We start from the raw sequence: 25,574 nt of genomic DNA, 5'->3' as shown, positions 1-25,574 counted from the left end.
CCGAACGATTCAGCCGCCGCCCGAGGCCGGCGGCATCGCGTTGAGCAGGATGTATTCGCGCTCGCTGGCGCTGATGCGCCCGAGCTTGTCCGACACCAGGGTCACCGGCCGCTCCACCATCAGCTCGTCGCTGACCACTACGCCGGCACGAAACGTGGTGTAGCCGTACCAGTGCGAGCGGCCCGGCTCCACGGTGACCGGCCAGCTCTGGCCGCCGCGCGTCAGCGTCGTTTCCAGCTTGTCGCCGAGGTAGGCGCCCGCACCGCTGCCATCGCGCAACAGCGTGATGCGCTGGCTGGACGGATCGAGCGCGATCACCGTCACCTTCTGCGTGCCGGCCGGGCCAAGCTCCCACGGCTCGGCGATCCGCACGCTCCAGCTCTGGCCGACCCGCAGCGTCGCCGGCGGCTTGCCCCACAGGCGCGGGTTCCACGCCAGTCCGCTGGCGTCGGTGTTCGGCGTGCACTTGCCGTCGAAGCAGGAGGTGGCGCCGCCGTCGCGAAACTCGACCGCGCCGCTGCCCTGATGCGCGCCGTCGTAGCGGTAGTCGATATGCAGGCGTGGCTGCGACGTCGCGCTGTCCAGCACGGTGTAGCTGGCGCTGCCGCTGATGCGCCGCACGCTCTCGTCGTAGCCGCTGGCGCGGTAGGCGATCGTGCGCGAGAACACGTTGTCGAAGCGGTCGCCGGCATGGAACGCCGGCGCCAGGTACGCGGTGGCCGCGGGCATGGCCGCGTTGGCCGGGGTCGAAGCACCGGCCAGTGCCGCCAGCAGGGTCACGATGAAGGACTTCATGCGGATGCCTCTGTGGATGGGGAACGGATGGATCACGCGCCGGCCGGTGCGCCAGCGGGCGGCGCGACGCCGTGCGCACGCAGCACGGCGGAGATGTCGAAGCGCCACAGGTTGCGCGAGCCGTTCAGCGGCGACTGCAGGCGTCGCTGCAGGGTGGCTGCGTCGTCGCGCGGTTTCGGAAAGGACACCTCGTCGCGGCGCGCGCTCGACACCAGCAGCTCGCCGAACGCCGCGCCCAGCGACGGCGCGTTCTCCAGCACGCGGCTGTTGACGTCGCCGCCCAGGTGCTCGGGCTTGCCCCAGCCGCCGTCCGGCTGGCGGAACACGATGTAGATGTCGGCGCTGCCCAGCGCATCGCCCTCGTTGCCGGCGTAGAGCAGGAAGCGGCCTTGCGGATCGATCGCCGGATCCATCCGGTTGTGCTCGAGGTCGCCCAGCGGCAGCCGTTCGGGTGCAGCGTGGCCGTGGTCGCGCGCCACGTAGATCTGGTACGCCTTGCCGGAATCCGGGCGATGCGCCGAGAAGTAGACGTCGCCGTTCGCCGCCACCGTGGGGTTGTAGATCATCGCGCCGTCGTTGAGCGCGCCGTCGACGTGGATCGGTGCGCTCCATCCGCCGCCTGCCTGCCGTTCGACGACCCAGAGATTCGTGCCGGGGAAGGTGTGCCCGTTCATCGCCGCGGTCACCGGCGCGGCCTCCGGCTGCGGCGGCCGGTTGGAGACGAAGTACAGGCGCCGGCCATCAGGCGACAGCGCCGGTTCCGAGTCGTGCCACTGACCGGAGAACGCGGCCACCCGCGGCGTCGACCAGCGCCCGCCCGCGAGTTGCGAGACCATGACGGTGTCGTCGGCCTCGGCGAAATCCGAACGCATGAAGTACAGCGTCCGGCCGTCCGGCGTCAGCGCGGCCGAGGTTTCCTGCAGTCCGGTGGAAATCACGCCGGGCCCGAGCAGTTCGCCGGCAGCGGCGGGGAGCACGGTGGACGTGGCCGCGAGGCAGGCGGCAAGAATGAGGCTGCGTGGCAACATGGTTTCTCCAGGGTGGGACGTGGGCCGCGTCGGCGACACCGAATGAAAGGTTCACGGCATGCGGCGCGCGTCCAGCCAAGGCGCCAGCGACACCCGCCAGATGTGGTTGTTGCCGTTGTCCCACGCACGCATGCGCGCCAGGTCCGCGCGCGCCTGCGCGGGCGAGCGCGGGTAGCTCGTCTTCGCCATGTAGTTGCTGGTGAAGTACAGGGTGCGGGCGTCCGGACCCAGGTGCGAACCCCAGGGTTCGTAGCGGTTCACCGCATCGCCCAGGTCGACGGGCTTGCTCCAGTCATCGCCTTCGCGGAAAACAAGGTACAGCCGATCCGGCTTGTCCTTGCCGGCGTAGTTCGCGTCGAACACCATGAACGACTGGTCCGGCGCGATCGCCGGGTCCAGCTCGTGCGCGGCCGGATCGCCCAGCGCGAGCCGCTGCGGCTTCTGGTAGCGGCCGTCGCGCCAGGCGGTGCGATACAGATGGAACTCGTGCTCGGGCTCGTCGCGCCGCTGGTAGTACACGTCGCCGTTCGCCGCCACGCTGGGCGCGTAGATGCTCGCCGCGTCGTTCACCGCATCGGGCAGCCGCACCGGCGCGCTCCAGCCATCGCCGCGGCGGTCGACGCGCCACAGATGGCCGCCGCGTACTGCCGGACCGCCGGCCACATCGGCGCGGTTGGACGTGTACACCAGGAACGAGCCGTCGGGCGCCATCGCCGGATCGTGGTCCTGCCACTGCCCGGAGAACGGCGCGATCTGCGGCGTCGACCAGCCGTTGCCGACGCGATGCGATTCCATGATGAAACCGTTCCAGAGCGCCTGCTGGTCGAAGTAGACGGTGGCGCCATCGGGCGCGAAGGTCAGGCAGTCCACGCCGGACGGGCCGGAGATCGCGCCGGGCGCGAAGATTTCCGGTGTGGCGGGTGTCGTGTCGGCGGCGTGGGCGCCGGCGAGGCCGGACAGGGCCAGCGCGAGGAGGCTGCAGGCGAACAGGTTGGATGCGCGGCGGGCCATGCGTGTGCCTCGACAGGACGATGGTGTGGCCGAGTCTGCGTGGCGACGTCGGCGCGGCGCTGGCACTTTGTGACGAGTGGGGATTCGCTGGGACCAGCGGTTGTCCGCGTGGGGCAGCCGGTTCGTTCTCGTCGGGGAATCGCGGCCCGTCGCGGCGAACATTGCCCCTCGAAGCGAGGGGCCCCTTGCGGGGGCGGCTTCAGTCGCGATGCTCTTGCTTGTCAGGTGTGCCAGGCCTCGGGCTTTCGGAGCGGGAGCTTCCGTTTGCCTTCGGCAGCCAGGCCACCTCACATCGCGACCTTCCTGCAGGAGCCCGCTCACGGGCGATGGCTTGCCGCTCAGTTGCTGCTTCAAGGCAAAGACTTTTCGCCTTCTTCGGACACCGGGTGAGTGTCTGCCATCGCCAGAAGCGGACGTCGCCCCGATGACTCACGAAGCCGCAAGGGTGTCTGTGGATAAAGGGGCGCCGAAGCATTCCTGATGCAGGCGCCCAAGCCATCATTGGGCCAGGTAGAAATCCATGGGGATAAGCTCGACGGCCCATCCGCATTCTTCGCCGAGCGTGGCGGCCGGGTGCATGGCCGCGATGCGCAGCGCCTCGTCATGGCTGTCCGCCTCGATGATGAACAGGCCGCCCACCACCTCCTTCGACTCGGTGTAAGGCCCATCGCTGACGTGCGTCTTGCCGCGGCGCGGGCGAAGCGTCCTCCAGCTGTCCAGATCGCCAAGCGACGCGGAAACCAGGACCTTGCCGGTAGCGCGCATCTTCTCGTCCAAGGCCGGGCATTGGCTCACCAGTTGCTTGACATCGTCCGGCGCCATCGCGGCGAATTTTTCGGGGGTGAAGTAGGCCAGGCCGAGGTATTTCATGGGAGATCCTTTGGGTGGGTATGTACTGACGACGAAGCTGGTGATCGGAAATCGACATTGCTCTGGGGAGTTGATAGCGGGCCGACAACGGCCTGATACAGTCCGTCCGACCAGCAGGTCTTGCTCAAGGCGTAGCGTGCTCGACGATTTCGAGCAGTATCGCCGACGGGTGACCGTGGTGGTGACGTCCATGCCGAGTGCAACTGCATCCCAGAGCGGGGATGAACTTCGAGTCCCCGGTCCTTTCAACATCCTGTCGCAGCCGCCCCCGATTCACTGCCAATTCGAGATGCCAACGCATGCTTACGCCACCATCGTCATCCGCAGCGGAGCGGACTGACGAATCGGCCATCCATATCGGCGCGCTCGTTCCGCTCACCCGGCCTGGCTGGGTCGAGGCGGGCCGACACCTGCTCGCCGGAATGGAGCTGGCCGTTCGCGACGTCAATGACGCCGGCGGGATCGCCGGAAGACCAATCGAACTGGTCGTTCGAGACACCGCGGCTGATCCACAGGCAGCCAAGGCGGCCGTGGATGAACTGGCTGGCCTGGGCGTGGCGGCCCTGGCGGGTGAGTACCACAGCGTCGTCGCTCGCGCCGCGGCGGCCAGGGCCGACGCTCTCGGCCTGCCGTTCCTCTGCGCATCAGCGGTTCTCGACGCGCTCACCGAACGGCCGACGGAATGGGTCGCGCGCCTGGCGCCGCCGCAGTCTCGCGGCTGGCAGCTCTACGCGGACTTCCTCCTCGGCGCGGGCCACCGTCGAATCCTCTTGGCAGCCCAGGCCAGTGTCTACTGGGCCGCCGGCGCCCGCATTCTGCGGAACTACCTCGCGCCGCGCGGCGGCACGGTCATCGAACTCGACATGGGCGCGCTCGACCCGGCGGCGGCGTGCGACCAACTCGTCGAGCATCGCGCGACGGCGCTTCTTCTCTTGGTCGGCTTCCCGGAGCCGGCGGTGTCGATCGTCAAATCCGTGCGTCACGACCCGCGCCTCGCCGGAATCCTGATAGGTGCTCCGGCCGGGCAACCGGAGTTCGCCGAATGGACGGCGCTGCTGGGTAACGACGGCGCTGCGATCCCGTTCTTGCGCTACCTGCCCGAGCGCCTCAGCCCACTCGGTGAGCGCGTCGAAACGGCCCTGTGCGAGCGCCTGGCCCAGGCACCTTCCTTTGTCGCCTTCGAGGGATACGACACCATCGCCGTCCTCGCCGATGTGCTGCGTTTGCATGGCGCGGACCGGGCACGCATGGCTGAAGCCTGGCCGCACGTTGCAGTCGAAGGTACCCGCGGGCTGATCCAGTTCAGCCGCACACCAGATATCAGCGTCTGGCAATGGGCTTGGGCGCCCATCCAGGTGGTTGACCGGGATCCGGCGCAACCCGATCGCTTTCGGATCCTTCACGCCAGCTGAGTGCATGGACGAAGTCCGTCGCTTGCTACAGTCGGCAAGCGGTGATGACTCACCCGGCAACCCGATTGTTTTTTTGGCCATTGTCGGTGAAGGACCGCTTGTTCCGCAGCGATGGCCAACGCCTGATGGATGGCGTCGGCGACGATCTCTGGCCCGGTCGTGGTTGATGAGATGGCACTCGCCCCGCCACGCAGGGTTCAACGGACAGGCACGGAAGCTTCAGGGCAGGCCAAGCACGCTGCGTGCACCCGCACGAAACCGCCGACTGAGATCCAATCGGGTGCCATCGTGCAGAACGATCTCCGCGCCGCCCTTGAACAACGGATGCACCTCGCAGATGCGCGACAGGTTGACCAGGGTGCCACGGTGGATGCGCAGGAAGCGGGCGGGGTCGAGTTGCAGCAGCAGGTGGCGCAGGGTGTCGCGGTGCAGGTAGCGCGTGGGGCCGATGTGGATGTGCAGGTAGTTGCCGTCGGCGCGGATCCAGTCGATGTCGTCGACGGCGAGCACGCGGATGTGTTCGCCGTGGCGCACGCTCAGGCGTTGCACGTAGCCGTCGGCGGGCATCGCTGCGGACGCATCAGCGGTGCCGGCGTGCAGGCCGATCCAGTGGCGATTCACCCGCGCCATCGCCTGGTCGAAGCGCGCCTGGTCGATCGGCTTGAGTACGTAATCCAGCGCCATCGCATCGAACGCGCGCAGCGCGTGTTCGGCGAACGCGGTGGTGAACACCACCAGCGGCAGACGGTCGGGCGCCAGTTCGTGCAGCAGTTCGAAGCCGTCCATGCCGGGCATCTGGATATCCAGGAACAGCAGGTCCGGCTGCAGTGCGCGCACCGCCTGCATCGCCTCGGCGGCGTTGCCGCATTCGCCCACGATCGCCACTTCGTCGTGGGTGGCCAGTGCCTGGCGCAACGCGAGGCGTGCCAGCACCTCGTCGTCGACCAGCACGGTGCGCAGGCGCGGCGTGTTCATGCGACGTGCTCGGCGAACGGCAGGCGCACCTCGGCGCGCGTGCCGCCACCGGGGATCGGGCTGAGTTGGAGCTGTGCCGCGTCGCCGAACAGCATGCGCAGGCGCGAGCGCGTATTGCCCAGGCCGATGCCTTCGGCCGTGCCGGCCGGCGGCAGGCCGAGGCCGTCGTCATCCACGCGCAGCTGCAGCTGGTCGCCGTCGCGGCGCGTGGAAATGCGCAGGGTGCCGGCGCCGGGCTTGTCCTGCAGGCCGTGGCGCAACGCGTTCTCCACCAGCGGCTGCAGGATCAGGTTGGGCACCGCCGCCGTGAGCGTGTCGTCGGCCACGTCGAGTCGCGTGCTGAGCCGATCCTGGAAGCGCACCTGCTGGATGCCGAGGTAGCAGGTGAGGAATTCCAGCTCGCGCGCCAGCGGTACCTGCGGCGCGTGGCGCTCTTCCAGGGTGAGGCGCAGGAAGTCGCTGAGCCGCGCGATCATCAACCGTGCCTGCAGCGGATCGGCCAGCGCCAGCGCCGAGATCGCGTTGAGGGTGTTGAACAGGAAGTGCGGTTGCAGCTGCATGCGCAGCGCCTGCAACTGCGACTGCGCCAGTTGCGTTTCAAGCTGGGTGCGGCGCAACCGCTCGTCGCGCAGGTGCCGGCGCGATTCCATCCCGCGCAGCACCGCCAGGATCACCCAGTAGATCACCAGCGCCTGCTGGAACTTGTAGGCAAATTCCATCTGGACGAAGCCGACGAACGACGTCACCGGCATCTTGCCCGGACCGCTCACGGTCCAGAAGATCAGCAGCTGCAGCACCGTCTGCGCCAGCGCCACGCCGATGCTGGCGGGCGCGTGCAGGAGCAGGAAGCGTGGCCAGCTGCGACCGGCACTGCGCCGGCCCAGCCAGCCGATAGCCGGTGTCAGCAGCATCCACAGATAGAAGTCGGCAGCGTTCCAGACGAGCCCGCGCAGCCACGACGGCTCGTGCCCTTCGCTGAGCGCGGACAGCCCCGAGCTCAGCGCGTAAGACAGCGCCAGCAGCGTCCAGAAAACGAACGCCAGGCTCCAGGTCTTTGGCCCTCGCGAGGTGATGTGGTCCGGCACGGGATGCTTGCTGGCGATGCCCGCCGCTGGCGCTCTGTTCATCCGCGCAGTATGCCCAAGCCGTGCGTCCGGCGGATAGGCGGGAAGCGGTGTCGGGCGGGGCGCGAGCCCGGATTCAGCGCAGCGTTGCCGTTTCGGCAGCAAGTACATCATCGCGCTGCCTCATCGGGGTCTGGTCGCCCCGTGTTCCGCCAGCCAGGGTGCGATCGACAGGTGATGGATGTGCTTGTCCGCCGCCGTGAAATACAGCGTGGACAGGTCCGGATCCAGACGCGCCTCCTCGCCGGACGGCCCGAGATGGATCGGTGGGCCCCAGCCCGCAGGGGTGGCGAAGGCCATGAACAGATCGTTCGTGTCCGCGGCGGCGGGCTTGCGATTCGAACTGAACACGATGAAGGATTTGTCCGGCGCGATCGCCGGATCCACATCGTCGGCCACGCCGTCGTTCGAGGGCAACGGCAGCCGCATCGGCGGCTGGAACCGCCCGCCGGCAAACTGGCTGACGTAGATCCGCAGATGTCGGCTCTGCGGATCGGGCTTCATGAAATACAGGCTGCCGTCCGCCGCCACGGTTGGCGAATAGGTCGCCGGGCTGGCGTTGACGATATCGGGAAGCCGTACCGGCGTGCCCCAGCCAGCGCCCTCGCGGTTCACCCGCCACAGGTTGCCGCCGCGGCCGGGTTGCGGCTTGCCGCCGAAGTAGCCGTCCAGCGCCTTGCCGCCGGCCGTGGCCGGCCGGTTGGAGATGAAGACCAGGTACGAACCATCGGGCGCCATCGCCGGTTCCAGGTCCATCCACTGCGCCGAGAACGGCGCACGTTCCGGCGTCGACCAGCTCCCCGCCTGTCGATGCGCAAGGTAGATCCGCCGCGTCGGCCCTTGCCCGCGCGCGAACACCACCGTCTGGCCGTCCGGTGTGAACGCGGGCGAGGCATCGTTGCCCGTTCCCCACGGCAGCTCCGCCGGGAGCGAACCGGAGGCTGCGGGAGCCGCCGCGGAAGGCGCGCCCAGCCACGGTGCCAGCGACACCTGCCAGATGTGATCGGCCCCGTTGTTCCAGGTTGCCCCGGCATCCGGGTCCGAGGCCGGCAGGCGACGGTCGCTGTAGAAATACAGGGTGCGGTGATCGGCACCCAGCTGGGCGCCCATGCTGTGCTTGCCGGCGTTCACCGTGTCGCCGAGGTCGCGCAGTGCGCTCCAGCCGGCGGGCGTGCGGAACGCGATGGCCAGCCGATAGGGTTGCTGGCTGCCCGCGGGTTTCGTGCTGACGACGATGAACGATTGATCGGGGGCGATCGCCGGATCGCGGATCTGCATGCCCGCATCGCCGAGCTTCACCGCGCGGGGTGCCAGGTAATGCCCGTCGAGGTACACGGAGCGCAACAGCTGAAGGCTGCCGGCCGGCGCGGCGCAGCCGATGAAGTAGATGCTGCCGTCGGCGGCGATGCTGGGGGCGAATGTCATCGGACAGCCATTCACGGTGTCGGGCAAGCGCGCCGGCACGCCCCAATGGTCGCCCTGCCGATCCACCCGCCACAGGTTCATGCCGCGGCCCGCGTAACGCTTGCCCGCGCTGACTGCGTCGATGGGCGAGCCGCCCGACGCGGCCGGCCGGTTCGAGACGAACAGCAGGAACGAACCGTCCGGCGCCATCGCCGGATCGAGGTCGCGCCACTGCCCCGAGAACGACGCGGCCCGTGGCGCCGACCAGCGGCCGTCCTGGCGATGCGATTCCACCAGCGTGAAACTGTCGGTGCCGCGCATGAAGATCACCGTCGCGCCGTCCGGCGTAAACGCTGCGGCGCCATCGTCATCGGCTCCGGCGATGGCGCCGGGCGCGAAGATCGTCGGCGTCGGCGGAGCATCCGGTGACGTGGCACGCACCACGCCGCTCGTGCCGGCGAGCGCGCCCGCGGCTGCAAGGACCATGAAGATTGCCGGCAATCGCATGTCTGTCTCCCTTGCCGCACGTCGCTGGGCAAGCGTGGGCGATGGTGTCGTTGTGGATGGCCAGGCAACGCTGGCACAGAGGATCAATCACGTCGCCGGTCTTGTGACGACCGGCGCCGTGGTGGTGACGACCGGCATGCGTGCATGTGCGGATGGCCGAACGCGACGGTGGCGCGCCGTTACCCGCGTGCATCCAGCCACGGTGCCAGTGATACCTGCCAGATATGGTCGGCTCCGTTGTTCCACGTCGCTGCGGCATGCGGGTCTGATGCCGGCAGGCGACGATCGCTGTAGAAGTACAGCGTGCGGTGATCGGGGCCCAGCTGGGCGCCCATGCTTTCGCCGCCGTTGACCGCGTCGCCGAGATCGCGCGGCGTGCTCCAGCCATTGGGCGTGCGAAACGCGATGGCGAGGCGATACGGCCCCTGCGCCGCATGCTTGACGCTGACGACGATGAACGAGCGGTCGGGCGCGATCGCCGGGTCGCGGATCGTCGCGTCCGTGCCACCGAGTGCCACCACGTGAGGCGCCGCGTAATGGCCCTCGCGATACGACGACTGCAACAGCTTGAAGTCGCCGTTGGGCCCAGCGCAGCCAATGAAATAGATGCTGCCGTCGGCGGCGATGCTCGGGGAGGAGATCAGCGAGCAGACGTTGACGGAGTCGGGCAGACGCACGGGCGTACCCCAGTGGTCGCCCTGCCGGTTCACCCGCCACAGGTTCATGCCCTGCCCGGCGCGGCGCTTGCCGGCACGCACCGCGTCGATCGGCGGGCCGCCTGGCGTGGCCGGACGGTTGGAGACAAACAGCAGGAACGAACCGTCCGGCGCCATCGCCGGATCGAGGTCGTGCCAATGTCCCGAGAACGACGCCGCGCGTGGCACCGACCAGCGGCCATGTTCGCGCTGCGATTCCATCAGGACCGGGCCACCGCCGGTGTCGCGCATGAAGACCACCGTCGCGCCATCCGGGGTGAACGCCGCCGCGCCATCGTTGGCGGGTCCGGCGATCGCGCCTGGCGCGAAGATCGTGACCGCTGGCGGGGAATCTGCTGGCGTGACGTGGACCGCGTCGGCCATGCCGGCGAGCGCCACGGTGGCTGCGAAGATCACGAAAATTGCCGGCAATCGCACGTCGCTCTCCCGCCTATCCATCTCTCTCGCCGCGTGTCCGCTGCACGAGCCATCAGGCAAGGCGTCGATGTAGAAGGTGAGGCAAGGCTGGCACGGACAATCCGCGGCGGCGCCCAACTTGTGACAGAAGGCGCCGCGGAGGTGACGAACGGCACGCGTGCGCGCGCAGCCGGCCGAAAGTGACGGCGGCGAATGCCGATATCCGCGTGGCTCGCGCACCGGTCATCGCGACCGCCGGGGAACGTCTCGCGACCGTTTGTCACGCCGTCGCCGTCGGTCGTCACAAGAACGGTGCCGCGCAGCACCAGGCCAGGCAGGCTGCGTCAGCGGCAATGTCGCCGCGGACGAGGGCAGCAGCATGCGCAAGCACTTTCTCTTCCGGACCGGCTTGGCGTGCCTTGCCGCGACAACGATGGGGACGACGGGCGTGATCGCGGCGACTTCCGCCACGCAGGCGACCGGCGTGGACGAAACTGCCAGGACCGAGGCAGCGGTGATCGCGGTCGACCAGCACTGGCTGGAGGCCGAGCTCGGTGGCGATACGGCATGGCTCGACGACATGCTGCTGCCCGAGTACCGCTCGGTCGGCGCCGACGGCGCGGTGCATCCGAAGTCCGCGATCGTGGCGCACGCGGCGAAGAACCGCGGCTCCGACACCGAGCGGCGCAAGGTCGAGGCCTGGATCAAGGCGCATCCATCGGGCAAGGCCGTGGTGATCCACGGCGACACCGCGATCCTGTCGTTCTACGACCCGGGCAAGGGCGCGGCCAGCGATGTGCGTTCGTCCGATATCTTCGTCTATGTGCACGGCCGCTGGCATGCGCTGTATTCGCAGCACAGCGGCGCACGGAACAATTGAGGCGGCACGGGCGGCGCGGTTCGGCGCGCGTCAGGCATCCGCCACGCGCACCACCAGCTTGCCGAAGTTGCGTCCTTCGAGCAGCCCGATGAAGGCCTCCGCGGCGTTTTCCAGGCCGTCGACACGATCCTCGCGCAGCTTCAGCTGGCCAGCGTCCAGCCACGCCTGCATGTCGCGACGGAACGCCTCGAAACGCTCGCCGTAGTGGTCGAGGATGACGAAGCCCTGCAGGCGGATGCGCTTCTGCAGCACGGTCGTCATCAGCTGCGGCCGCCGGTCCGGTCCGGGCGGCGGTTGCTGGTCGTTGTAGTGCGCGATCACCCCGCACACCGGCACGCGCGCGCCGATGTTGAGCAGCGGCAGCACGGCGTCGAACACCGCACCGCCCACGTTCTCGAAGTACACGTCGATGCCGTCCGGGCAAGCCGCGGCGAGGCGCTCGCCCAGCGCCGGCGCGCGATGGTCGAGGCAGGCGTCGAAACCCAGCTCGTCGACCGCGTAGCGGCACTTCTCGGCGCCACCGGCGATGCCGACCACCCGCGCACCCTTGAGCCGGGCGATCTGCCCCACCACCGCACCGACCGCGCCGGTCGCCGCGGCCACCACCACGGTGTCGCCCGGCCGTGGCTGGCCGATGTCGAGCAGGCCGACGTAGGCGGTGAAGCCGGGCATGCCCAGCCCGCCCAGCGCCAGCGAGGGTTGCGCGGTCTCGGCCAGCGGCGTGAGGTCGCTGCCGTCGGACAGCGCATGGTCCTGCCAGCCGGTATTGCCAAGGACCAGCTCGCCGGGATGGAACCCGGGATGCCGCGAGGCGACCACGCGGCTGACCGTGCCGCCGACCATCGGCTCGCCCAGCGGCACCGCCGGCGCATAGCTCGTCCCGCCTTCTTCCATCAGGTTGCGCATGTAGGGATCGAGCGAGAGGTACAGCGTGCGCAGCAGCACCTGGCCGTCGGCGGGCTCGGGAACCGGCGCCTGCTCGAGACGGAAATCCTGCGTCGTCGGCAGGCCGCGCGGGCGGGCGGCCAGCACGATGCGGCGATTGATGGTGTCGATCTGGGGCATGTACGGACTCCTGTGCGGGATCTATCCGGGCGGTGCTGGCGGTTACCAGGCGATGCGCTGGCCGTCGCGGAAAAATCCGCCGGTGATGGGTTGCGGCAGGCAGGCGGCCCAGACGATGCCGGCCGCGCCATCGGCCACCGGTCGTCCGCCGGATCCGCCCATGTCGGTGGCGACCCAGCCGGGACACACCGCGTTGACCACGATGCCGCTGCCGTCGAGTTCGGCGGCGAGCGAGCGGGTATAGCTGTTCAGAGCCGCCTTGGAGATCCGGTAGGCCGGACAGCCGGCACCTCCGGTGGCAGTCGCGCCGCAACCGCTGGAGACATTCACGATGCGGCCGTAATGGTGGCGGTGCATCAGCGGCAGCAGCGCGCTGCACAGCCGCCAGCTGCCAAACAGATGGATGTCCATCGCATCGCGCGCCGGTGCGATGTCGGTGGTGGCCGGACGCGTCGCGGGGTCGTAGTGCGCACCGGCGTTGTTGACCAGCACGTCGAGCCGGCCGTAGGTGATCTCGATCCAGCGCGCCAGCGTGTCGACCTGGTCCTGTTGCGTGACGTCGAGCTGCACCGCGATCACCTCGCCGGCCGCGCCGGCGAGCTTGCGTGCCGCGTGCAGGCCCTTGTCGAAATCGCGCGCACCGAGCAGCACGGTCATGCCACGCTCGCTGAGCTGGCGCGCCACCTCGAAGCCGAGGCCGCGGTTGGCGCCGCTGACCAGCGCCACGCGGTAGACCGGCGCGGTCGCGGTGACCGGTACGCGGCGGGCCGGCCGGCTCATGGCGCGGCGCTTGGGTCAGCCTTGGCGATGGCGCTGCAGTGCTCGTCGCCGCAGGCCTGCCAGCCGCCACCGAGCGACTTGTACAGCGCTACGGCACGCGTGTTGATCGCCGCCTCGGCCTGGGCCAGGTCGTCTTCGGCGGCGAGCTGGGTGCGCTCGGCATCGAGCAGTTCGAGGAAGCTGGTGGCGCCCTCCTGGTAGCGCACGCGGGCCAGGTCGGCGGCGCGCTTGCTCTGCGTGCCCTGCTCGATCAGGTGATCGACGCGCACGCGCTGCTGGTTGAAGCCGGTGACCGCGTTGTCGATGTCCTCGATCGCCAGCAGCACGGATTGCCGGTAGTTCGCCTGCGCCGCATCGGCGCGCGCCTCGCTGGCATGCAGGTTGGCGCGCACGCGCTGCACGTTGAGGCCGGGCCAGCTGATGCTCGGCGCCAGCGACCACGCGCGCGTCGCCGGGCTGCCGAAGTCGTTGCTGCGCCCGGACAGGAAGCCGAGGAAGCCGCCCAGCGTGATGTGCGGGAAGAAATCCGCCTTGGCCACGCCGATGCGCGCGGTGGCGGCGGCGTATTCGCGTTCGGCCATCCGGACGTCCGGACGGCGCGACAGTACGTCGCCGGCATCGCCGATCGGCAGGCTCGCCGCGATCGGGGTGAAGCTCTTCGGCGACACGTCGATGTCGAGCTCGCCGGGCCTTTCGCCGAGCAGTACGGCGAGCCGGAACTCGCTTGCGCTGGCCTGGGTCTGCAGCAGCGGCAACTGCGCCTGCACCGCGGCGAGGCGGGCCTTCGCGCTGGCCGCGTCCTGCTCGGAGCCGGAGCCGAGCTGCTGGCGAAGATCCGTCAGGTGCACGGTCTGCTGCTCGCTGTCGATGTCGCGCCGGGCGATGTCCAGCCGCAGCTGGCTGCCGCGCAATTCGAAATAGTTGCGCGCCACTTCGGCGAGCAGGCTGACCTGCGCGTCGTGCAGCGCCGCCTCGCTGGCGCCGAGGTCCGCACCGGACGCCTCGACCGAACGGCGCACGCCGCCGAACAGATCCAGCTCCCACGAGGCATCGAAGCCGGCCTGGTAGGTGGTCACCGTCTGCCGCTGCGTGCCGAAGCCGGGTTGCTGGCCGCGGCTGCGCGTGTAGTTCACGTTGGTGTCGATCGTCGGCAGCTGGTCGGACTTGGCGCCGCTGAGCAGCGCCCGCGATTCGTGCAGGCGCGCCACCGCGATGCGCAGGTCGAGGTTGTTCGCCGCGGCGCGCTGGATCAACGCGTCCAGCACGGGATCGTTGAACTGCTTCCACCACGCGGCCTGGAATTGCGCGTTGTTTTCCTGCGCGGCGTCGAGGCCCTGCAGTTGCGGCGCGGCAGGTTTCACTTCGTGGTAGTTCGGGCCCACGCTGGCGCAGCCGGCGAGAGCCAGGGCCGCGGCGAGCGCGGCCACCTTGAGCATCGTCTTCATCAGTGGTTCTCCAGCGCCGGCAGCGCATGCGCGGCGGCACGTTCGGCCGCGCGCGCCTCGCGGCGTTCGACCAGGGCGCGAATCAATACGTAGAACAGCGGCGTGTAGATCAGCCCGAAGATGGTCACGCCCAGCATGCCGGAGAACACCGCCACGCCCATCGCATGGCGCATCTCGGCGCCGGCGCCGTGCGAGGTCACCAGCGGCACCACGCCCATGATGAAGGCGAACGAGGTCATCAGGATCGGGCGCAGTCGCAGCTTGGCCGCTTCCAGCACCGCCTCGTGCCGGCTCATGCCTTCATGCTGGCGTTCGCGGGCGAACTCCACGATCAGGATCGCGTTCTTGCACGCCAGCCCGACCAGCACGATCAATCCGATCTGGGTGAAGATGTTGTTGTCGCCACCGCTCAGCCACACACCGGCGATCGCGGACAGCAGCACCATCGGCACGATCAGGATCACCGCCAGCGGCAGCGACCAGCTTTCGTACAGCGACGACAGCACCAGGAACACCAGCAGCACGCACAGCGGGAACACCAGGATCGCGGTGTTGCCGGCGAGGATCTGCTGGTAGGTCAGCTCGGTCCACTCGAAGCTGATGCCGTTGGGCAGGTTGTCCTTGGCCAGCTTCTCCATCGCCGCCTGCGCCTGGCCGGAGCTGTAGCCCGGCGCCGGGCCGCCGTTGATTTCGGCCGTCGGGTAGCCGTTGTAGTGCTGCACGCGATCCGGGCCGGCACCCTGCTGCACGGTGACGAACGAACCCAGCGGCACCATCTGGCCCTGCGCGTTGCGCGTCTTCAGCTGCAGGATGTCCTGCGGCGTGTGGCGGAACGCCGGGTCGGCCGACACATTGACCTGGTAGGTGCGCCCGAAACGGTTGAAGTCGTTGACGTAGAGCGAGCCCATGTAGGCCTGCATGGTCTGGTACACGTCGCCCAGGTTCACGCCTTCGGCCTTGGCCTTCTCGCGATCCACGTCCGCATCCACCTGCGGCACGCTGACCTGGAAGCTGGAGAACAGTCCGGCCAGTGCCGGATCCTTCCGGCTGGCGGCGATCAGGTTCTGGGTCTGCTTGTACAGCTCGTCGAAACCGCGGTCGCTGCGGTCCTCCAGCTGCAGGCGGAAGCCGCCGATCGTGCCCAGGCCCATCACCGGCGGCGGCGGGAACACCGCGATGTACGCATCCTGGATCGAGGCGAACTTCTGGTTCAGCGCGCCGGCGATCGCGCCGGCCGAGAGATCCGCGCTGCGGCGTTCCTCGAACGGCTTCAGCGTGACGAACACGATGCCGGAGTTGGTCGAGTTGGTGAAACCGTTGATCGAGAGGCCAGGGAAGGCGACGGCATGCTCGACGCCCGGCTGCTTCAAGGCGATCGCACCCATGCGCTGGATCACGTCTTCGGAGCGATCGAGCGAGGCAGCGTCGGGCAGCTGCGCGAACGCCACCAGGTACTGCTTGTCCTGGCCCGGCACGAAACCGGTCGGCACGTGCGAGAAGCCGAACCAGGTCAGCGCGATCAGGCCGGCATACACCACCAGCGCCAGCTTGCCCTTGCCGACGATGCGCTTGACGCCGCCGACGTAGCGCTCCGAACCGCGATGGAACAGGCGGTTGAATGGACGGAACAGCCAGCCGAACGCGCGGTCGATGCCGCGGGTGAGACGATCCTTCGGCGCGTTGTGACCCTTCAGCAGCACGGCGGCCAGGGCCGGGCTCAGGGTCAGCGAGTTGAACGCGGAGATCACCGTGGAGATCGCGATGGTCAGCGCGAACTGGCGATAGAACTGGCCGGTGAGGCCGCTGACGAAGGCGGTCGGGATGAACACCGCGCACAGCACCAGCGCGGTGGCCACGATCGGGCCGGTGACTTCGTGCATCGCCTTGCGCGTGGCTTCGCGCGGCGACTGCCCCAGTTCGATATGCCGTTCGACGTTTTCCACCACCACGATCGCGTCATCGACCACGATGCCGATCGCCAGCACCAATCCGAACAGACTCAGCGCGTTGAGCGAGAAGCCGGCCAGGTACATCACCGCGAACGTGCCGATCAGCGATACCGGCACCGCCACCAGCGGAATGATCGAGGCGCGCCAGGTCTGCAGGAACAGGATCACCACCAGCACCACCAGCAGGATCGCTTCCAGCAGCGTGTGCGCCACCGCCTCGATCGAACCGCGCACGAACACGGTCGGGTCGTACACGATCGAGTAGTCGACGCCCTGCGGGAACTCCTTCTTCAGCTGCGTCATGGTCGAACGCACTTCGTCGGAGATCTGGATCGCGTTGGAGCCGGGCCGCGCGAAGATCGGCAACGCCACCGCCGGCTTGTTGTCGAGCAGGCTACGCAGCGCGTAGTTGTTCGAACCCAGGTCGACCTTGGCGACGTCGTTCAGATGGGTGACGCCGCCGTTGGCGTCGGTGCGCACGATGATGTTGCGGAAGTCGTCCTCGCTGATCAACCGGCCGCGCGTGTTGATGTTGAGCTGGAACGCCGAGTTGCCCGGGCCGGGCGGCGCGTTCAGCGCACCGGCGGCGACCTGCACGTTCTGCTCGCGGATCGCGTTGATCACGTCGCCGGTGGTGAGCCCGCGCTGCGCGAGTTTCTGCGGGTTCAGCCACACGCGCATCGAGTATTCGCCGGCGCCGAAGATCTGCACGTCGCCGACGCCGTCGAGCCGGCCCAGCACATCCTTGACGTGCAGGCGCGCGTAGTTCGACAGGTACAGCATGTCGTAGCGCTGATCCGGCGAGGTCAGGTGCACCACCATGGTGAGGTCGGGCGAGCTCTTCTGGGTGGTGACGCCGAGCCGCTGCACTTCCTCCGGCAGCTTCGGCAACGCCTGCGCCACGCGGTTCTGCACGTCGACCTGGGCGGTGTTGAGGTCGGTGCCCAGCGCGAACGTCACGGTGAGGGTGAGCGCGCCGTCGCTGGTCGCCTGCGAGGAGGTGTACAGCATGCCCTCCACGCCGTTGATCTGTTCCTCCAGCGGCGTGGCGACGGTTTCGCCGATCACCTTGGGGTTGGCGCCGGGGTAGGCAGCGCGCACCACCACGGTGGGCGGAACCACCTCGGGGTATTCGCTGATCGGCAGCTTGAACACCGCAATCGAACCGGTGATCACGAACAGCAGCGACAGCACGGCGGCCATGATCGGCCGGTCGACGAAGAATTGGGCGACGTTTTTCATGCAATGGATCCTCGACGAGGCTCGGTGAGCCCCGGTCTTTTTTGCTCCTCCTCCTGCGTCAGGAGAAGGTTGATGTCCGATGGGAATCCCCCAGCCGGGGCGATGCTTCGCGGTTCACCCGAAGGGCCTTGCGCCATCCCTGTGCGCGCAGCAGAGGATGCGGGTGCTCAGCCTTGTGGCTCGCCTTGCGGCGCCGCCGGGCCGGTCTGCGCCGTGCGCGAATCGATGGCGGCCGGTGCATCGCCGCGTTCGACCAGGGCCTTGTCGGCGGCGTCGAGCCGGTACGACATCGCCACCTTCTGCGGATTGACCTCGGCGCCCGGACGCACGCGCTGCAGGCCGTTGACGATCACCATGTCGTTCGCGTCCAGGCCGCTCTCGATCACACGCAGGCCGTGGAACAGCGCGCCGGTATCGACCTTGCGGTACTGCACCTTGCGGTCCTTGCCGACCACGTAGACGAACTGGTTGCCGAGGTCGGTGCCGATCGCCCGATCGTCCACCAGCACGCGCGGCCTGGCCTGGCCGCTCTGCAGCTGCACGCGGGCGTACAGGCCGGGCGTGTACAGGCCGTCGCCGTTGTCGAATACCGCGCGCAGGCGCATCGTGCCGGAGCCGCTGTGCAACTGGTTGTCGACGAAGTCCAGGCGGCCCTGATGCGGATGGCCGGACTCGTCGGCCAGTCCCATCGCAGCCTCGATCCGGGCGCTGCGCCCGGCCTTGGCCGCGCCGCTGCGCAGGTGATCGAGCTTGAGCCAGGTCTGTTCGTCCACGTCGAAATAGACGTAGACCGGATTGACCGAAACCACGCTGGTCAGCACGTCGCTGCTGGTGACCAGGTTGCCGGGGGTGACGCGGGCATTGCTGACGCGGCCCTCGATCGGCGAACGCACCTGGGTGAAGTCCAGGTTCAGCCGCGCCGCGGCCAGCGCCGCGGTGGCGGCGCCCAGCTGGGCGCGTGCGCTCTGCGCGGTGGTGGCCTGGCGGTCGGCTTCCTGTTGCGAGATCGCGTGCTGGGCCAGCAGCATCTGGGCGCGGCGCTGGTTGGTCTCGGCCAGGCTCAATTCGGCCTTGGCCTGCGCCTGGTTGGCGCTGAGCCGGTCCACTTCAGCCTGGTACGGCCGCGCGTCGAGCTGGAACAGCACGTCGCCCTTGTGCACCAGCGCGCCTTCCTGGAAGTGCACCGACTCCACGAAGCCGCCGACCCGCGGCTGCACTTGCACGGTATTGACCGCCTGCAGCCGGCCGGTGAACTCGGCACTGTCGCTGACCTTGCGGCTCAGCGCCTGCGCCACGGTGACTTCGGGCGGCGCGCCGGCGGCGGGGGTTTGCGCCTGGCTGTTGGCGCCGTGCAGGAGAACCCAGCTGCCCAGGACACCAGCGGCGATCAGGGGGACCAGCATCCATTGTCTTTTCATCTCACGCTCCCGAATCTTGTTGGCCGGACGCAGGTCGTCCGGCGAAGGGTCGAGAGAATAGGTGTACTTCGTGGTATAGAAAATCCGTTTCTTGCGCATTACACTCGTGAGCCTTAGTCACGAATCCACGAGGAATTGAAACAATGGAAGACTTTTCCGCAATTTCGACCTTCGTCCGCGTGGTAGAGGCCAAGAGTTTCGCTGCGGCCGCCGCCCAGCTCGGCATGACCCCCTCCGGCGTGAGCCGCGCGGTGGCGCGGCTGGAAACCCAGCTTGGCGCGCGCCTGCTGTTCCGCTCGACCCGCTCGCTGCGGCTCACCGACGAGGGCGCCTCGTTCCATGCACGCTGCAAGGAGATCCTCGCCGACCTGGCCGAGGCGACCGAAGCGCTGAACTTCGCCAACAGCAAGCCGACCGGCAAGTTGCGCGTGGGCATTTCGCTGTCGGTGGGCCGTGCCGCGGTGATCCCGCGGCTGAGCGAATTCGAGCAGCGCTACCCGGACATCCGGCTGGAGCTGTCGATGAGCGACACGCCGATGGACCTCAACGGCGAGGGCCTGGATTGCGCGATCCGGGTCGGCCAGCTGGAGGACTCCAGCCTGATCGCGCGCAAGATCGGCTACCTCAGCAACGTGGTGTGCGCCTCGCCGGACTACCTGCGCAAGTACGGCGCACCCCACAGCATCGAGGACCTGAAGGATCACCGCTGCATCAACTACGTCTATCCGAACGGCCGTCCGCGCCAGTGGCAGTTCGACACGCCGGGTGGACAGGTGAGCGTGGACATCGATGCGCACATGCTGATCAACGACGGCGAGTCGGTGCTGCAGGCGGTGGCGGCCGGGCTCGGCATCACCCAGGTGCCGCGCATGCTGGCCGCGTGCATGCTGGAGAAGGGCATGCTCGAACTGGTGATGACCGATACCCGCTCCACCGGCAAGCCGGTGTGGATCGTGTACCCGCAGAAGAAGCACCTGTCGGCCCGCGTGCAGGCCTTCATCGAATGGGTGCGCGAGCTGTTCGACCGCACCAACCAGCCGGGCCAGTGCGCCATCGGTGCACAGAAGGCCATGCCGAAAACGGAGCCCGAGGAGGTGCTGGTCGAAGCGGCATAGACGCAGCACGCGGCCACCGCGGCCGGCCGGAAGGCGGATGCCCTGCGCCAGGCCGGGGAAAACGGCTGGCCTTTGGAATTCTTCATTCGCCTTTCCGGCACTTCATTCGCCGGCCGGCTGAACTCCGTGGCACCCACCACGGAGTCCACCGATGCGACATGCCTGCTTTCACCTCCTCGCCGGCCTGCTGGCCGCCTGCGTCCTCCCTCTCCACGCCGCCGACTACCGTGCGCCTGCTGCGCGCGACGACGGCTGGCCCGTGGCCGATGCCCGTACCCTGCATGCGGATGTCGCCCGCCTGGCCGCCCTCGCAACGAAGATCCGCAGCGGCAGCTACCCGGGCATCACCAGCGTGCTGGTCGCCCGCGACGGCAGGCTGGTCTACGAGGGTTATTTCAACGGCGGCGACCCGGAACGCCTCAACGACGTGCGCTCGGCCAGCAAGAGCGTCACCGCGCTGCTGGTCGGCGCGGCGATCGACCGCGGGCTGATTCCCGGCGCGCAGGCCAAGGTCTACGACTATTTCCCCGACAAGCGGCCGCTGCAGCACCCGGACCCGCGCAAGCAGGCGATCACGCTGGAAGACCTGCTCACCATGAGTTCCCTGTGGGAGTGCGACGACGAAAACGCGTTCTCCTCGGGCAACGAGGAGCGCATGTACGTGACCGAGGACTGGCTGCAATTTGCCCTGGACCTGCCGATCAAGGGCTTCGCCCCCTGGATGGCCAAGCCCCAGGACAGTCCGCACGGCCGGGCATTCGCCTATTGCACCGCCGGCGCCTTCGTCGCCGGGGCGGTGGTGGAGCGGGCGGCGCACATGCCGCTGGCGCGCTTCGCCGGCGAGGCGCTCGAAAAGCCGCTCGGCATCGGGCATGCGCAATGGAATGCCGCGCCGCTCGGCATCGGCATGGGCGGCGGCGGCACGCGCTACCGCAGCCGCGACCTCGCCAAGCTGGGCCAGCTGGCGCTGGACGAAGGCAGCTGGCACGGCCGCCAGGTGATCTCCGCAGCGTGGATGCGCGCCATGCTCACCGCCCATGCCCGGGCGCGCGACGATGCCGATTACGGCTACCTCTGGTGGAATTTTCGCAAGCCGGTCACCGGCACCGACGAGCCGGTCTGGGCGATGGGCGGCAACGGCGGCAATTACGTTTTCGTGGTGCCGTCGCGGCGGCTAGTCGCGGTGATCACCAGCACCGCCTACAACCAGCGCTACGCGCATCCGCAGTCGCAGGAGATCTTCCGCGAGTACGTGCTGAAGGCGCTGCCGCGCTGAGCTTCACGGTGCGCCGCGCAGATCGGCCGGTCGCCAGCCGGCGGCCAGCACCTGCGCGCGCTGCATCGCGACGCGGCGGCTCAGCGCGTCGATCGCCGCGGCAACGACAGGGTCGCCGGCAAGCCGATGCAACAGCGGCGAGGTCTGCACGTAGGCGCGGTCGCTGTAGCCCGCCTGGACCGCCGCGTCCAGGCTTCGCAACGCTTCGGCGCGGAGGCCGCGCGCCTCCTGCAGCAGCGCCAGTTCGAGGCGGTCGCCGGGAAAGCCCCGGCCCTCGCCGAACTGGCGCTGCATGTCCGCGATGCGTTCGTCCAGCCAGGCGGCGGAGGGCGGCGTACCGCCGTACAGCATGGCGAGGGTGGCGGGAAAACTCATCTGCGGGCGCAGCCGGTGCGCTTCTTCGAAGGCCGCCTGCGCGGCGGCGCGATCGCCGCGCAGCAAGGCCAGTTCGCCAGCCAGCACGTGCAGGTCCACGTGCGGCGTGTGGCGCGCCATGGCCTCGTCCAGCGCTTCCTGCGCCTCGCGCAAGCGCCCTTGCAGGAACAGGTGGCGCGGCCAGGCGATATTGGAGAAGACGTTGTCGGGGTAGAGCTGGAAGCTGGCGCGGAAACGCTGTTCGGCCGCGTCCTCGAAGCCGAGCAGTTCCAGTTCGCGCGCGATCTGCACCTCGCGGAAGCGCAGGCGCGCCGGATCGCCGCGGATGTCCAGGTTGGCGCGCAGCGCCTCGGCCAGCCGGCCTTGCTCCTGGTACAGGTAGGCCGCCGAGGCGCGTGCCCGGTCGTTCGCCGGATCCAGCGCGACCGCCTTCTCGTAGGCCTTCAACGCGGCGGCCAGATCGCCGCGGCAATCGTGCGCATAGGCCAGCGCGGCCCAGGCGCCAGCGTTGCGCGGCTCCGCCCGCAGCACCGTTTCGGCCTCGCGTTGCGCCTGCGTCGTCCACGCGTAGGGAAAGTTGTACAGGCAGACCCGTGCGCCATACGCGAGGCTGAGGCCGATCCGCGCCGCCGTGTCGGCGGGAGCGCGCGCCAGCACCTGCCGGTACAGGCCGATCGAGCGTTCGTTGTTGTCCTTCTGGCCGATGCCGGCGTAGTAGGCGGCGCGGCTGAGCAGTACCTGCGCGGGATCGGAGCGGATCGTGTCCGCCGAAGGGCGCTGCCACCACCATGCGCCGCCCGCCACCAACACGAGCGCGCCCAGGCCCGCGGCCCATGGAGCCCGCCGTCGCCGCCGGACGGGAGGCGGGTCCTGCCCCGGCGCCGCAGCCAGCCGTGGCGCCTCGCACAACTGGTAGCCCCGGCTGCGCACCGAGCGGACGTAGCGCGGGCGGCGCCCGTCGTCGCCCAGCCCCTGGCGCAGCAGCTTCACGCGCTGGGTGACGGTCTCCTCGTTGACCAGCGCGGGTGCCCACACCTCGGCCATCAGCGTGTCGAAGTCCACCACGGCATCGCCGTGGCGCAGCAGGCAGGCCAGCAGCCGGAAGCTCAGGCCCTGCACGTCGAGGACTTCGCCGGCGCGGCTGACGCGCTGGCGGGCAAGGTCGATGTCCAGGTCCAGCAACTGGTAGGAAGGCGGCTGATCCACGCGAGTCGTCGCCGTAAAGAAGTGCCAGGAACTATGTCACGGATCGCAAGGTGCGCTCACGCTCCGGCCGGCACCAGCAACAGCAGCGCCACGCCGAACGCGATGCGGTAGACCGCGAACGGCGTGTAGCTGTGGCTGCGGATGTAGCCGAGCAGCCACTTCACCGCGATGAACGCGACGATCGCCGACACCACGAAGCCGACGATGAGCGCGGTCCAGTCCTCGTGCGCCGCGCCGCCGCCCTTCACCACCTTCAGCAGTTCGTAGCCGGTCGCCGCATACATCGTCGGGATGCCGACCAGGAAGGCGAATTCGGTCGCCGCCGCGCGGTTGCTGGTGCCGAACAGCAGTGCCGCGAAGATCGTCGCGGCCGAGCGCGAGGTGCCGGGGAAGATGCCGGCGAGCATCTGCGCAATACCGACCAGGATCGCCACCTTCCAGGTCACCTCGCTGCGATCGGGCTGGCGCGCGGCCAGCCGTTCGGCGGCGATCATCCACAGGCCGCCGATCACCAGCGCCCAGGCCACCGGGGTCACCGTCTCCGGCAGCTTGAAGCCCAGTTTCACCGCGACGAAACCGAGCACGGCGGTGATCGCGAACGCCACCACCAGCTTCAACAGGTAGTCGCGGTTGGCCGGGTCGCGCCACTGGGTGAGGAGCTGCCAGATGCGTTTCCAGTAGATCAGCGTGACCGCCAGGATCGCGCCGGCCTGGATGCCGATGTTGAACAGGTCCGAGCGAGCGCCCAGCCCGAACTTCTCGGCGATCAGCAGGTGGCCGGTCGAGGAGATCGGCAGGAATTCGGTAATGCCTTCGATGATGCCGAGCAGGATGACGCGGAGCAGGTCGGTCACGGGTGGGTTCCGGGGAAGTGATTCGTGCCCGACGGCAGCCGTCGGTAGCGGCATAGCTTACGGATATTGCCGGCGCAAGGGATGATCGCGCCGAACGCACCACGCCAGTGCAAACCATCGAAAGGCAGGTGTGGTGTTGGTGCTATCTTGCCTGTTCGCCGACCGGCCACAACCCTCGCTTCCCCGTACACAATAGCTTTCCGCATCGTGGCACAGGGTTTGCTAAACAGCTTCATCCCTTACCCCATCCCGAGGCTCCGCCATGTCCGCCAACAAAGTGCTCGACCTGATCCAGGAACACGAGGTCGAATTCGTCGACTTCCGCTTCGCCGACATGCTCGGCGTGCACCATCACGTCACCTTCCCGGCCCATGCGATCGACGAGTCCACGTTCGAGGACGGCAAGATGTTCGACGGCTCCTCGATCGCCGGCTGGAAGGGCATCAACGAATCGGACATGGTGCTGTTGCCCGATCCGGAGACGGCCCACCTCGATCCGTTCAGCGCGCACCCGCAGCTGATCCTGCACTGCGACGTGCTGGAGCCGTCGACGATGCAGGCCTACGGCCGCGACCCGCGCTCGATCGCCAAGCGCGGCGAGGCGTTCCTGAAATCCACCGGCATCGCCGACACCGCGTTCTTCGGTCCGGAGCCGGAGTTCTTCATTTTCGACTCGGTGCGCTGGCAGAACGACCCGGGCCGCGTGTTCTACGAGATCGGTTCCGAGGAAGCGGCGTGGTCCTCGCGCTACAAGTACGAGGGCAGCAACACCGGCCACCGTCCGGGCGTGAAGGGCGGCTACTTCCCGGTCAGCCCGGTCGACTCGCTGGGCGACCTGCGCGCCGACATGTGCAAGGTGCTGGAGTCGCTGGGGCAGAAGGTCGAGGTGCACCACCACGAAGTGGCGAACGCGGGCCAGTGCGAGATCGGCGTGCGCTTCAACACGCTGGTGAAGAAGGCCGACGAGCTGATGACGATGAAGTACGTCATCAAGAACGTGGCGCACCAGAACGGCAAGACCGTCACCTTCATGCCCAAGCCGCTGGTCGGCGACAACGGCAGCGGCATGCACGTGCACCAGTCGCTGGCCAAGAACGGCGAGAACCTGTTCGCCGGCGACCTGTACGGCGGCCTGTCGCAGACCGCGCTGTGGTACATCGGCGGCATCTTCAAGCATGCGCGCGCGATCAACGCGTTCGCCAACTCCACCACCAACAGCTACAAGCGCCTGGTGCCGGGCTTCGAGGCGCCGGTGATGCTGGCCTACTCCGCACGCAACCGCTCGGCGAGCTGCCGCATCCCGTACGTGGCCAGCCCCAAGGGCCGCCGCATCGAGGTGCGTTTCCCCGACCCGATGAACTCCGGCTACCTGGTGTTCACCGCGCTGATGATGGCCGGCCTGGACGGCATCATCAACAAGATCGACCCCGGCGCGCCGGCCGACAAGGACCTGTACGACCTGCCGCCAGAAGAGGAGAAGAACATCCCGCAGGTGTGCTCCAGCCTCGACGCCGCGCTGGAAGCGCTGGACAAGGATCGCGACTTCCTCAAGGCCGGCGGCGTGTTCACCGACGACTTCATCGACGCCTACATCGAGGTGAAGATGAAGGAGGTCACCAAGTACCGCGCCAGCACGCACCCGCTGGAGTTCCAGATGTACTACTCGCTGTAAGCCACTGCGGCAGCGCGAACGACAACGGGCGCCATGGCGCCCGTTGTCATTTCTGGCAG

The 25,574-nt window shown here is 68.5% G+C and carries 20 protein-coding genes; 5 read left to right on the top strand and 15 right to left on the bottom strand.

The window, feature by feature from the left end:
* Positions 1-9: 9 nt before the first annotated feature.
* The 4 genes from ACFPME_RS05650 to ACFPME_RS05635 form a co-directional block, all read right to left on the bottom strand.
* Positions 10-795 (bottom strand): hypothetical protein, encoded by a 786-nt coding sequence (locus ACFPME_RS05650; RefSeq protein ID WP_377302977.1) that lies wholly within the window; start codon positions 793-795, stop codon positions 10-12.
* A 32-nt stretch (positions 796-827) separates the two neighbouring features.
* Positions 828-1,823 (bottom strand): TolB family protein, encoded by a 996-nt coding sequence (locus ACFPME_RS05645; protein ID WP_377302975.1) that lies wholly within the window; start codon positions 1,821-1,823, stop codon positions 828-830.
* Positions 1,824-1,874: 51 nt separating this feature from the next.
* Complete coding sequence (locus ACFPME_RS05640; protein WP_377302973.1) at positions 1,875-2,834, bottom strand: TolB family protein; 960 nt, start codon at positions 2,832-2,834, stop codon at positions 1,875-1,877.
* 498 nt (positions 2,835-3,332) lie between these two features.
* Positions 3,333-3,704, bottom strand: a complete 372-nt coding sequence (locus ACFPME_RS05635; protein WP_377302971.1) for a YciI family protein — start codon at positions 3,702-3,704, stop codon at positions 3,333-3,335.
* Positions 3,705-4,003: 299 nt separating this feature from the next.
* Here ACFPME_RS05635 and ACFPME_RS05630 point away from each other — a divergent pair, with 299 nt between their 5' ends.
* Positions 4,004-5,116, top strand: a complete 1,113-nt coding sequence (locus ACFPME_RS05630; RefSeq protein ID WP_377302969.1) for an ABC transporter substrate-binding protein — start codon at positions 4,004-4,006, stop codon at positions 5,114-5,116.
* A gap of 219 nt (positions 5,117-5,335) precedes the next feature.
* Here the strand turns inward: ACFPME_RS05630 and ACFPME_RS05625 are convergent, their stop codons facing one another.
* The 4 genes from ACFPME_RS05625 to ACFPME_RS05610 all read right to left on the bottom strand — a co-directional run bounded on the left by ACFPME_RS05625 (position 5,336) and on the right by ACFPME_RS05610 (position 10,259).
* Complete coding sequence (locus ACFPME_RS05625; protein ID WP_377302967.1) at positions 5,336-6,091, bottom strand: LytR/AlgR family response regulator transcription factor; 756 nt, start codon at positions 6,089-6,091, stop codon at positions 5,336-5,338.
* Complete coding sequence (locus tag ACFPME_RS05620; protein ID WP_377302965.1) at positions 6,088-7,218, bottom strand: sensor histidine kinase; 1,131 nt, start codon at positions 7,216-7,218, stop codon at positions 6,088-6,090. The genes ACFPME_RS05625 and ACFPME_RS05620 overlap by 4 nt, the downstream gene beginning before the upstream one ends.
* Positions 7,219-7,338: 120 nt before the next feature.
* A complete protein-coding gene (locus tag ACFPME_RS05615; protein WP_377302964.1) occupies positions 7,339-9,126 on the bottom strand; it encodes a TolB-like translocation protein in 1,788 nt (595 codons plus the stop codon).
* A 179-nt stretch (positions 9,127-9,305) separates the two neighbouring features.
* Entirely contained in the window at positions 9,306-10,259 is a 954-nt protein-coding gene (locus ACFPME_RS05610; RefSeq protein ID WP_377302962.1) for a TolB family protein, read from the bottom strand.
* Between the two features lie 427 nt (positions 10,260-10,686).
* Between ACFPME_RS05610 and ACFPME_RS05605 the strand changes: the two genes are divergently transcribed.
* Positions 10,687-11,118 carry a nuclear transport factor 2 family protein gene (locus ACFPME_RS05605; RefSeq protein ID WP_377302960.1) on the top strand — a complete coding sequence of 144 codons (432 nt, stop codon included), beginning with the start codon at positions 10,687-10,689 and terminating at the stop codon, positions 11,116-11,118.
* A gap of 30 nt (positions 11,119-11,148) precedes the next feature.
* Here ACFPME_RS05605 and ACFPME_RS05600 read toward each other — a convergent pair whose 3' ends face one another.
* The 5 genes from ACFPME_RS05600 to ACFPME_RS05580 all read right to left on the bottom strand — a co-directional run bounded on the left by ACFPME_RS05600 (position 11,149) and on the right by ACFPME_RS05580 (position 19,017).
* The gene (locus ACFPME_RS05600; protein ID WP_377302958.1) at positions 11,149-12,183 is read right to left on the bottom strand and encodes an NADP-dependent oxidoreductase; all 1,035 of its coding nucleotides are present in this window, start codon (positions 12,181-12,183) and stop codon (positions 11,149-11,151) included.
* Positions 12,184-12,225: 42 nt separating this feature from the next.
* Positions 12,226-12,963: an SDR family NAD(P)-dependent oxidoreductase gene (locus ACFPME_RS05595; RefSeq protein ID WP_377302956.1), complete on the bottom strand. Its 738-nt coding sequence runs from the start codon at positions 12,961-12,963 to the stop codon at positions 12,226-12,228.
* The gene (locus ACFPME_RS05590) at positions 12,960-14,408 is read right to left on the bottom strand and encodes an efflux transporter outer membrane subunit (protein WP_377302954.1); all 1,449 of its coding nucleotides are present in this window, start codon (positions 14,406-14,408) and stop codon (positions 12,960-12,962) included. Before ACFPME_RS05590 ends, ACFPME_RS05595 begins: the two co-directional genes overlap by 4 nt.
* Positions 14,408-17,599: an efflux RND transporter permease subunit gene (locus ACFPME_RS05585; RefSeq protein ID WP_377302952.1), complete on the bottom strand. Its 3,192-nt coding sequence runs from the start codon at positions 17,597-17,599 to the stop codon at positions 14,408-14,410. The genes ACFPME_RS05590 and ACFPME_RS05585 overlap by 1 nt, the downstream gene beginning before the upstream one ends.
* A gap of 167 nt (positions 17,600-17,766) precedes the next feature.
* Positions 17,767-19,017, bottom strand: a complete 1,251-nt coding sequence (locus ACFPME_RS05580; protein WP_377303643.1) for an efflux RND transporter periplasmic adaptor subunit — start codon at positions 19,015-19,017, stop codon at positions 17,767-17,769.
* Between the two features lie 143 nt (positions 19,018-19,160).
* On the opposite strand from ACFPME_RS05580, the gene ACFPME_RS05575 reads away from it, so the two are divergent.
* Both ACFPME_RS05575 and ACFPME_RS05570 read left to right on the top strand, forming a co-directional pair.
* On the top strand, positions 19,161-20,132 hold the full coding sequence (locus tag ACFPME_RS05575) for a LysR family transcriptional regulator (RefSeq protein WP_377302950.1): 972 nt from the start codon (positions 19,161-19,163) through the stop codon (positions 20,130-20,132).
* Between the two features lie 151 nt (positions 20,133-20,283).
* A complete protein-coding gene (locus ACFPME_RS05570; RefSeq protein WP_377302948.1) occupies positions 20,284-21,408 on the top strand; it encodes a serine hydrolase domain-containing protein in 1,125 nt (374 codons plus the stop codon).
* Between the two features lie 3 nt (positions 21,409-21,411).
* Here ACFPME_RS05570 and ACFPME_RS05565 read toward each other — a convergent pair whose 3' ends face one another.
* Both ACFPME_RS05565 and ACFPME_RS05560 read right to left on the bottom strand, forming a co-directional pair.
* Positions 21,412-22,989 carry a winged helix-turn-helix domain-containing protein gene (locus ACFPME_RS05565; RefSeq protein ID WP_377302946.1) on the bottom strand — a complete coding sequence of 526 codons (1,578 nt, stop codon included), beginning with the start codon at positions 22,987-22,989 and terminating at the stop codon, positions 21,412-21,414.
* 56 nt (positions 22,990-23,045) lie between these two features.
* Positions 23,046-23,843, bottom strand: a complete 798-nt coding sequence (locus tag ACFPME_RS05560; protein ID WP_377302944.1) for an undecaprenyl-diphosphate phosphatase — start codon at positions 23,841-23,843, stop codon at positions 23,046-23,048.
* 262 nt (positions 23,844-24,105) lie between these two features.
* On the opposite strand from ACFPME_RS05560, the gene glnA reads away from it, so the two are divergent.
* Positions 24,106-25,515 (top strand): type I glutamate--ammonia ligase, encoded by a 1,410-nt coding sequence (gene glnA, locus ACFPME_RS05555; protein ID WP_377302942.1) that lies wholly within the window; start codon positions 24,106-24,108, stop codon positions 25,513-25,515.
* Positions 25,516-25,574: the final 59 nt, after the last annotated feature.

The organism is Rhodanobacter umsongensis, from assembly GCF_042654965.1.
In the GTDB taxonomy this organism is placed as follows: domain Bacteria; phylum Pseudomonadota; class Gammaproteobacteria; order Xanthomonadales; family Rhodanobacteraceae; genus Rhodanobacter; species Rhodanobacter umsongensis.
The sequence above is the reverse complement of the archived record's forward strand: the minus strand, read 5'-3'. Positions and strand labels throughout refer to the sequence as shown.

What these genes read in the sequence shown, in the direction of transcription:
- glnA (WP_377302942.1), top strand. Translation starts at nt 24,106, where the DNA reads ATGTCCGCCAACAAAGTGCTCGACCTGATCCAGGAACACGAGGTCGAA.
- ACFPME_RS05590 (WP_377302954.1), bottom strand. Translation starts at nt 14,408, where the DNA reads ATGAAGACGATGCTCAAGGTGGCCGCGCTCGCCGCGGCCCTGGCTCTC.
- ACFPME_RS05595 (WP_377302956.1), bottom strand. Translation starts at nt 12,963, where the DNA reads ATGAGCCGGCCGGCCCGCCGCGTACCGGTCACCGCGACCGCGCCGGTC.
- ACFPME_RS05620 (WP_377302965.1), bottom strand. Translation starts at nt 7,218, where the DNA reads ATGAACAGAGCGCCAGCGGCGGGCATCGCCAGCAAGCATCCCGTGCCG.
- ACFPME_RS05600 (WP_377302958.1), bottom strand. Translation starts at nt 12,183, where the DNA reads ATGCCCCAGATCGACACCATCAATCGCCGCATCGTGCTGGCCGCCCGC.
- ACFPME_RS05580 (WP_377303643.1), bottom strand. Translation starts at nt 19,017, where the DNA reads ATGAAAAGACAATGGATGCTGGTCCCCCTGATCGCCGCTGGTGTCCTG.
- ACFPME_RS05615 (WP_377302964.1), bottom strand. Translation starts at nt 9,126, where the DNA reads ATGCGATTGCCGGCAATCTTCATGGTCCTTGCAGCCGCGGGCGCGCTC.
- ACFPME_RS05635 (WP_377302971.1), bottom strand. Translation starts at nt 3,704, where the DNA reads ATGAAATACCTCGGCCTGGCCTACTTCACCCCCGAAAAATTCGCCGCG.
- ACFPME_RS05585 (WP_377302952.1), bottom strand. Translation starts at nt 17,599, where the DNA reads ATGAAAAACGTCGCCCAATTCTTCGTCGACCGGCCGATCATGGCCGCC.
- ACFPME_RS05645 (WP_377302975.1), bottom strand. Translation starts at nt 1,823, where the DNA reads ATGTTGCCACGCAGCCTCATTCTTGCCGCCTGCCTCGCGGCCACGTCC.
- ACFPME_RS05570 (WP_377302948.1), top strand. Translation starts at nt 20,284, where the DNA reads ATGCGACATGCCTGCTTTCACCTCCTCGCCGGCCTGCTGGCCGCCTGC.
- ACFPME_RS05625 (WP_377302967.1), bottom strand. Translation starts at nt 6,091, where the DNA reads ATGAACACGCCGCGCCTGCGCACCGTGCTGGTCGACGACGAGGTGCTG.
- ACFPME_RS05640 (WP_377302973.1), bottom strand. Translation starts at nt 2,834, where the DNA reads ATGGCCCGCCGCGCATCCAACCTGTTCGCCTGCAGCCTCCTCGCGCTG.
- ACFPME_RS05630 (WP_377302969.1), top strand. Translation starts at nt 4,004, where the DNA reads ATGCTTACGCCACCATCGTCATCCGCAGCGGAGCGGACTGACGAATCG.
- ACFPME_RS05650 (WP_377302977.1), bottom strand. Translation starts at nt 795, where the DNA reads ATGAAGTCCTTCATCGTGACCCTGCTGGCGGCACTGGCCGGTGCTTCG.
- ACFPME_RS05575 (WP_377302950.1), top strand. Translation starts at nt 19,161, where the DNA reads ATGGAAGACTTTTCCGCAATTTCGACCTTCGTCCGCGTGGTAGAGGCC.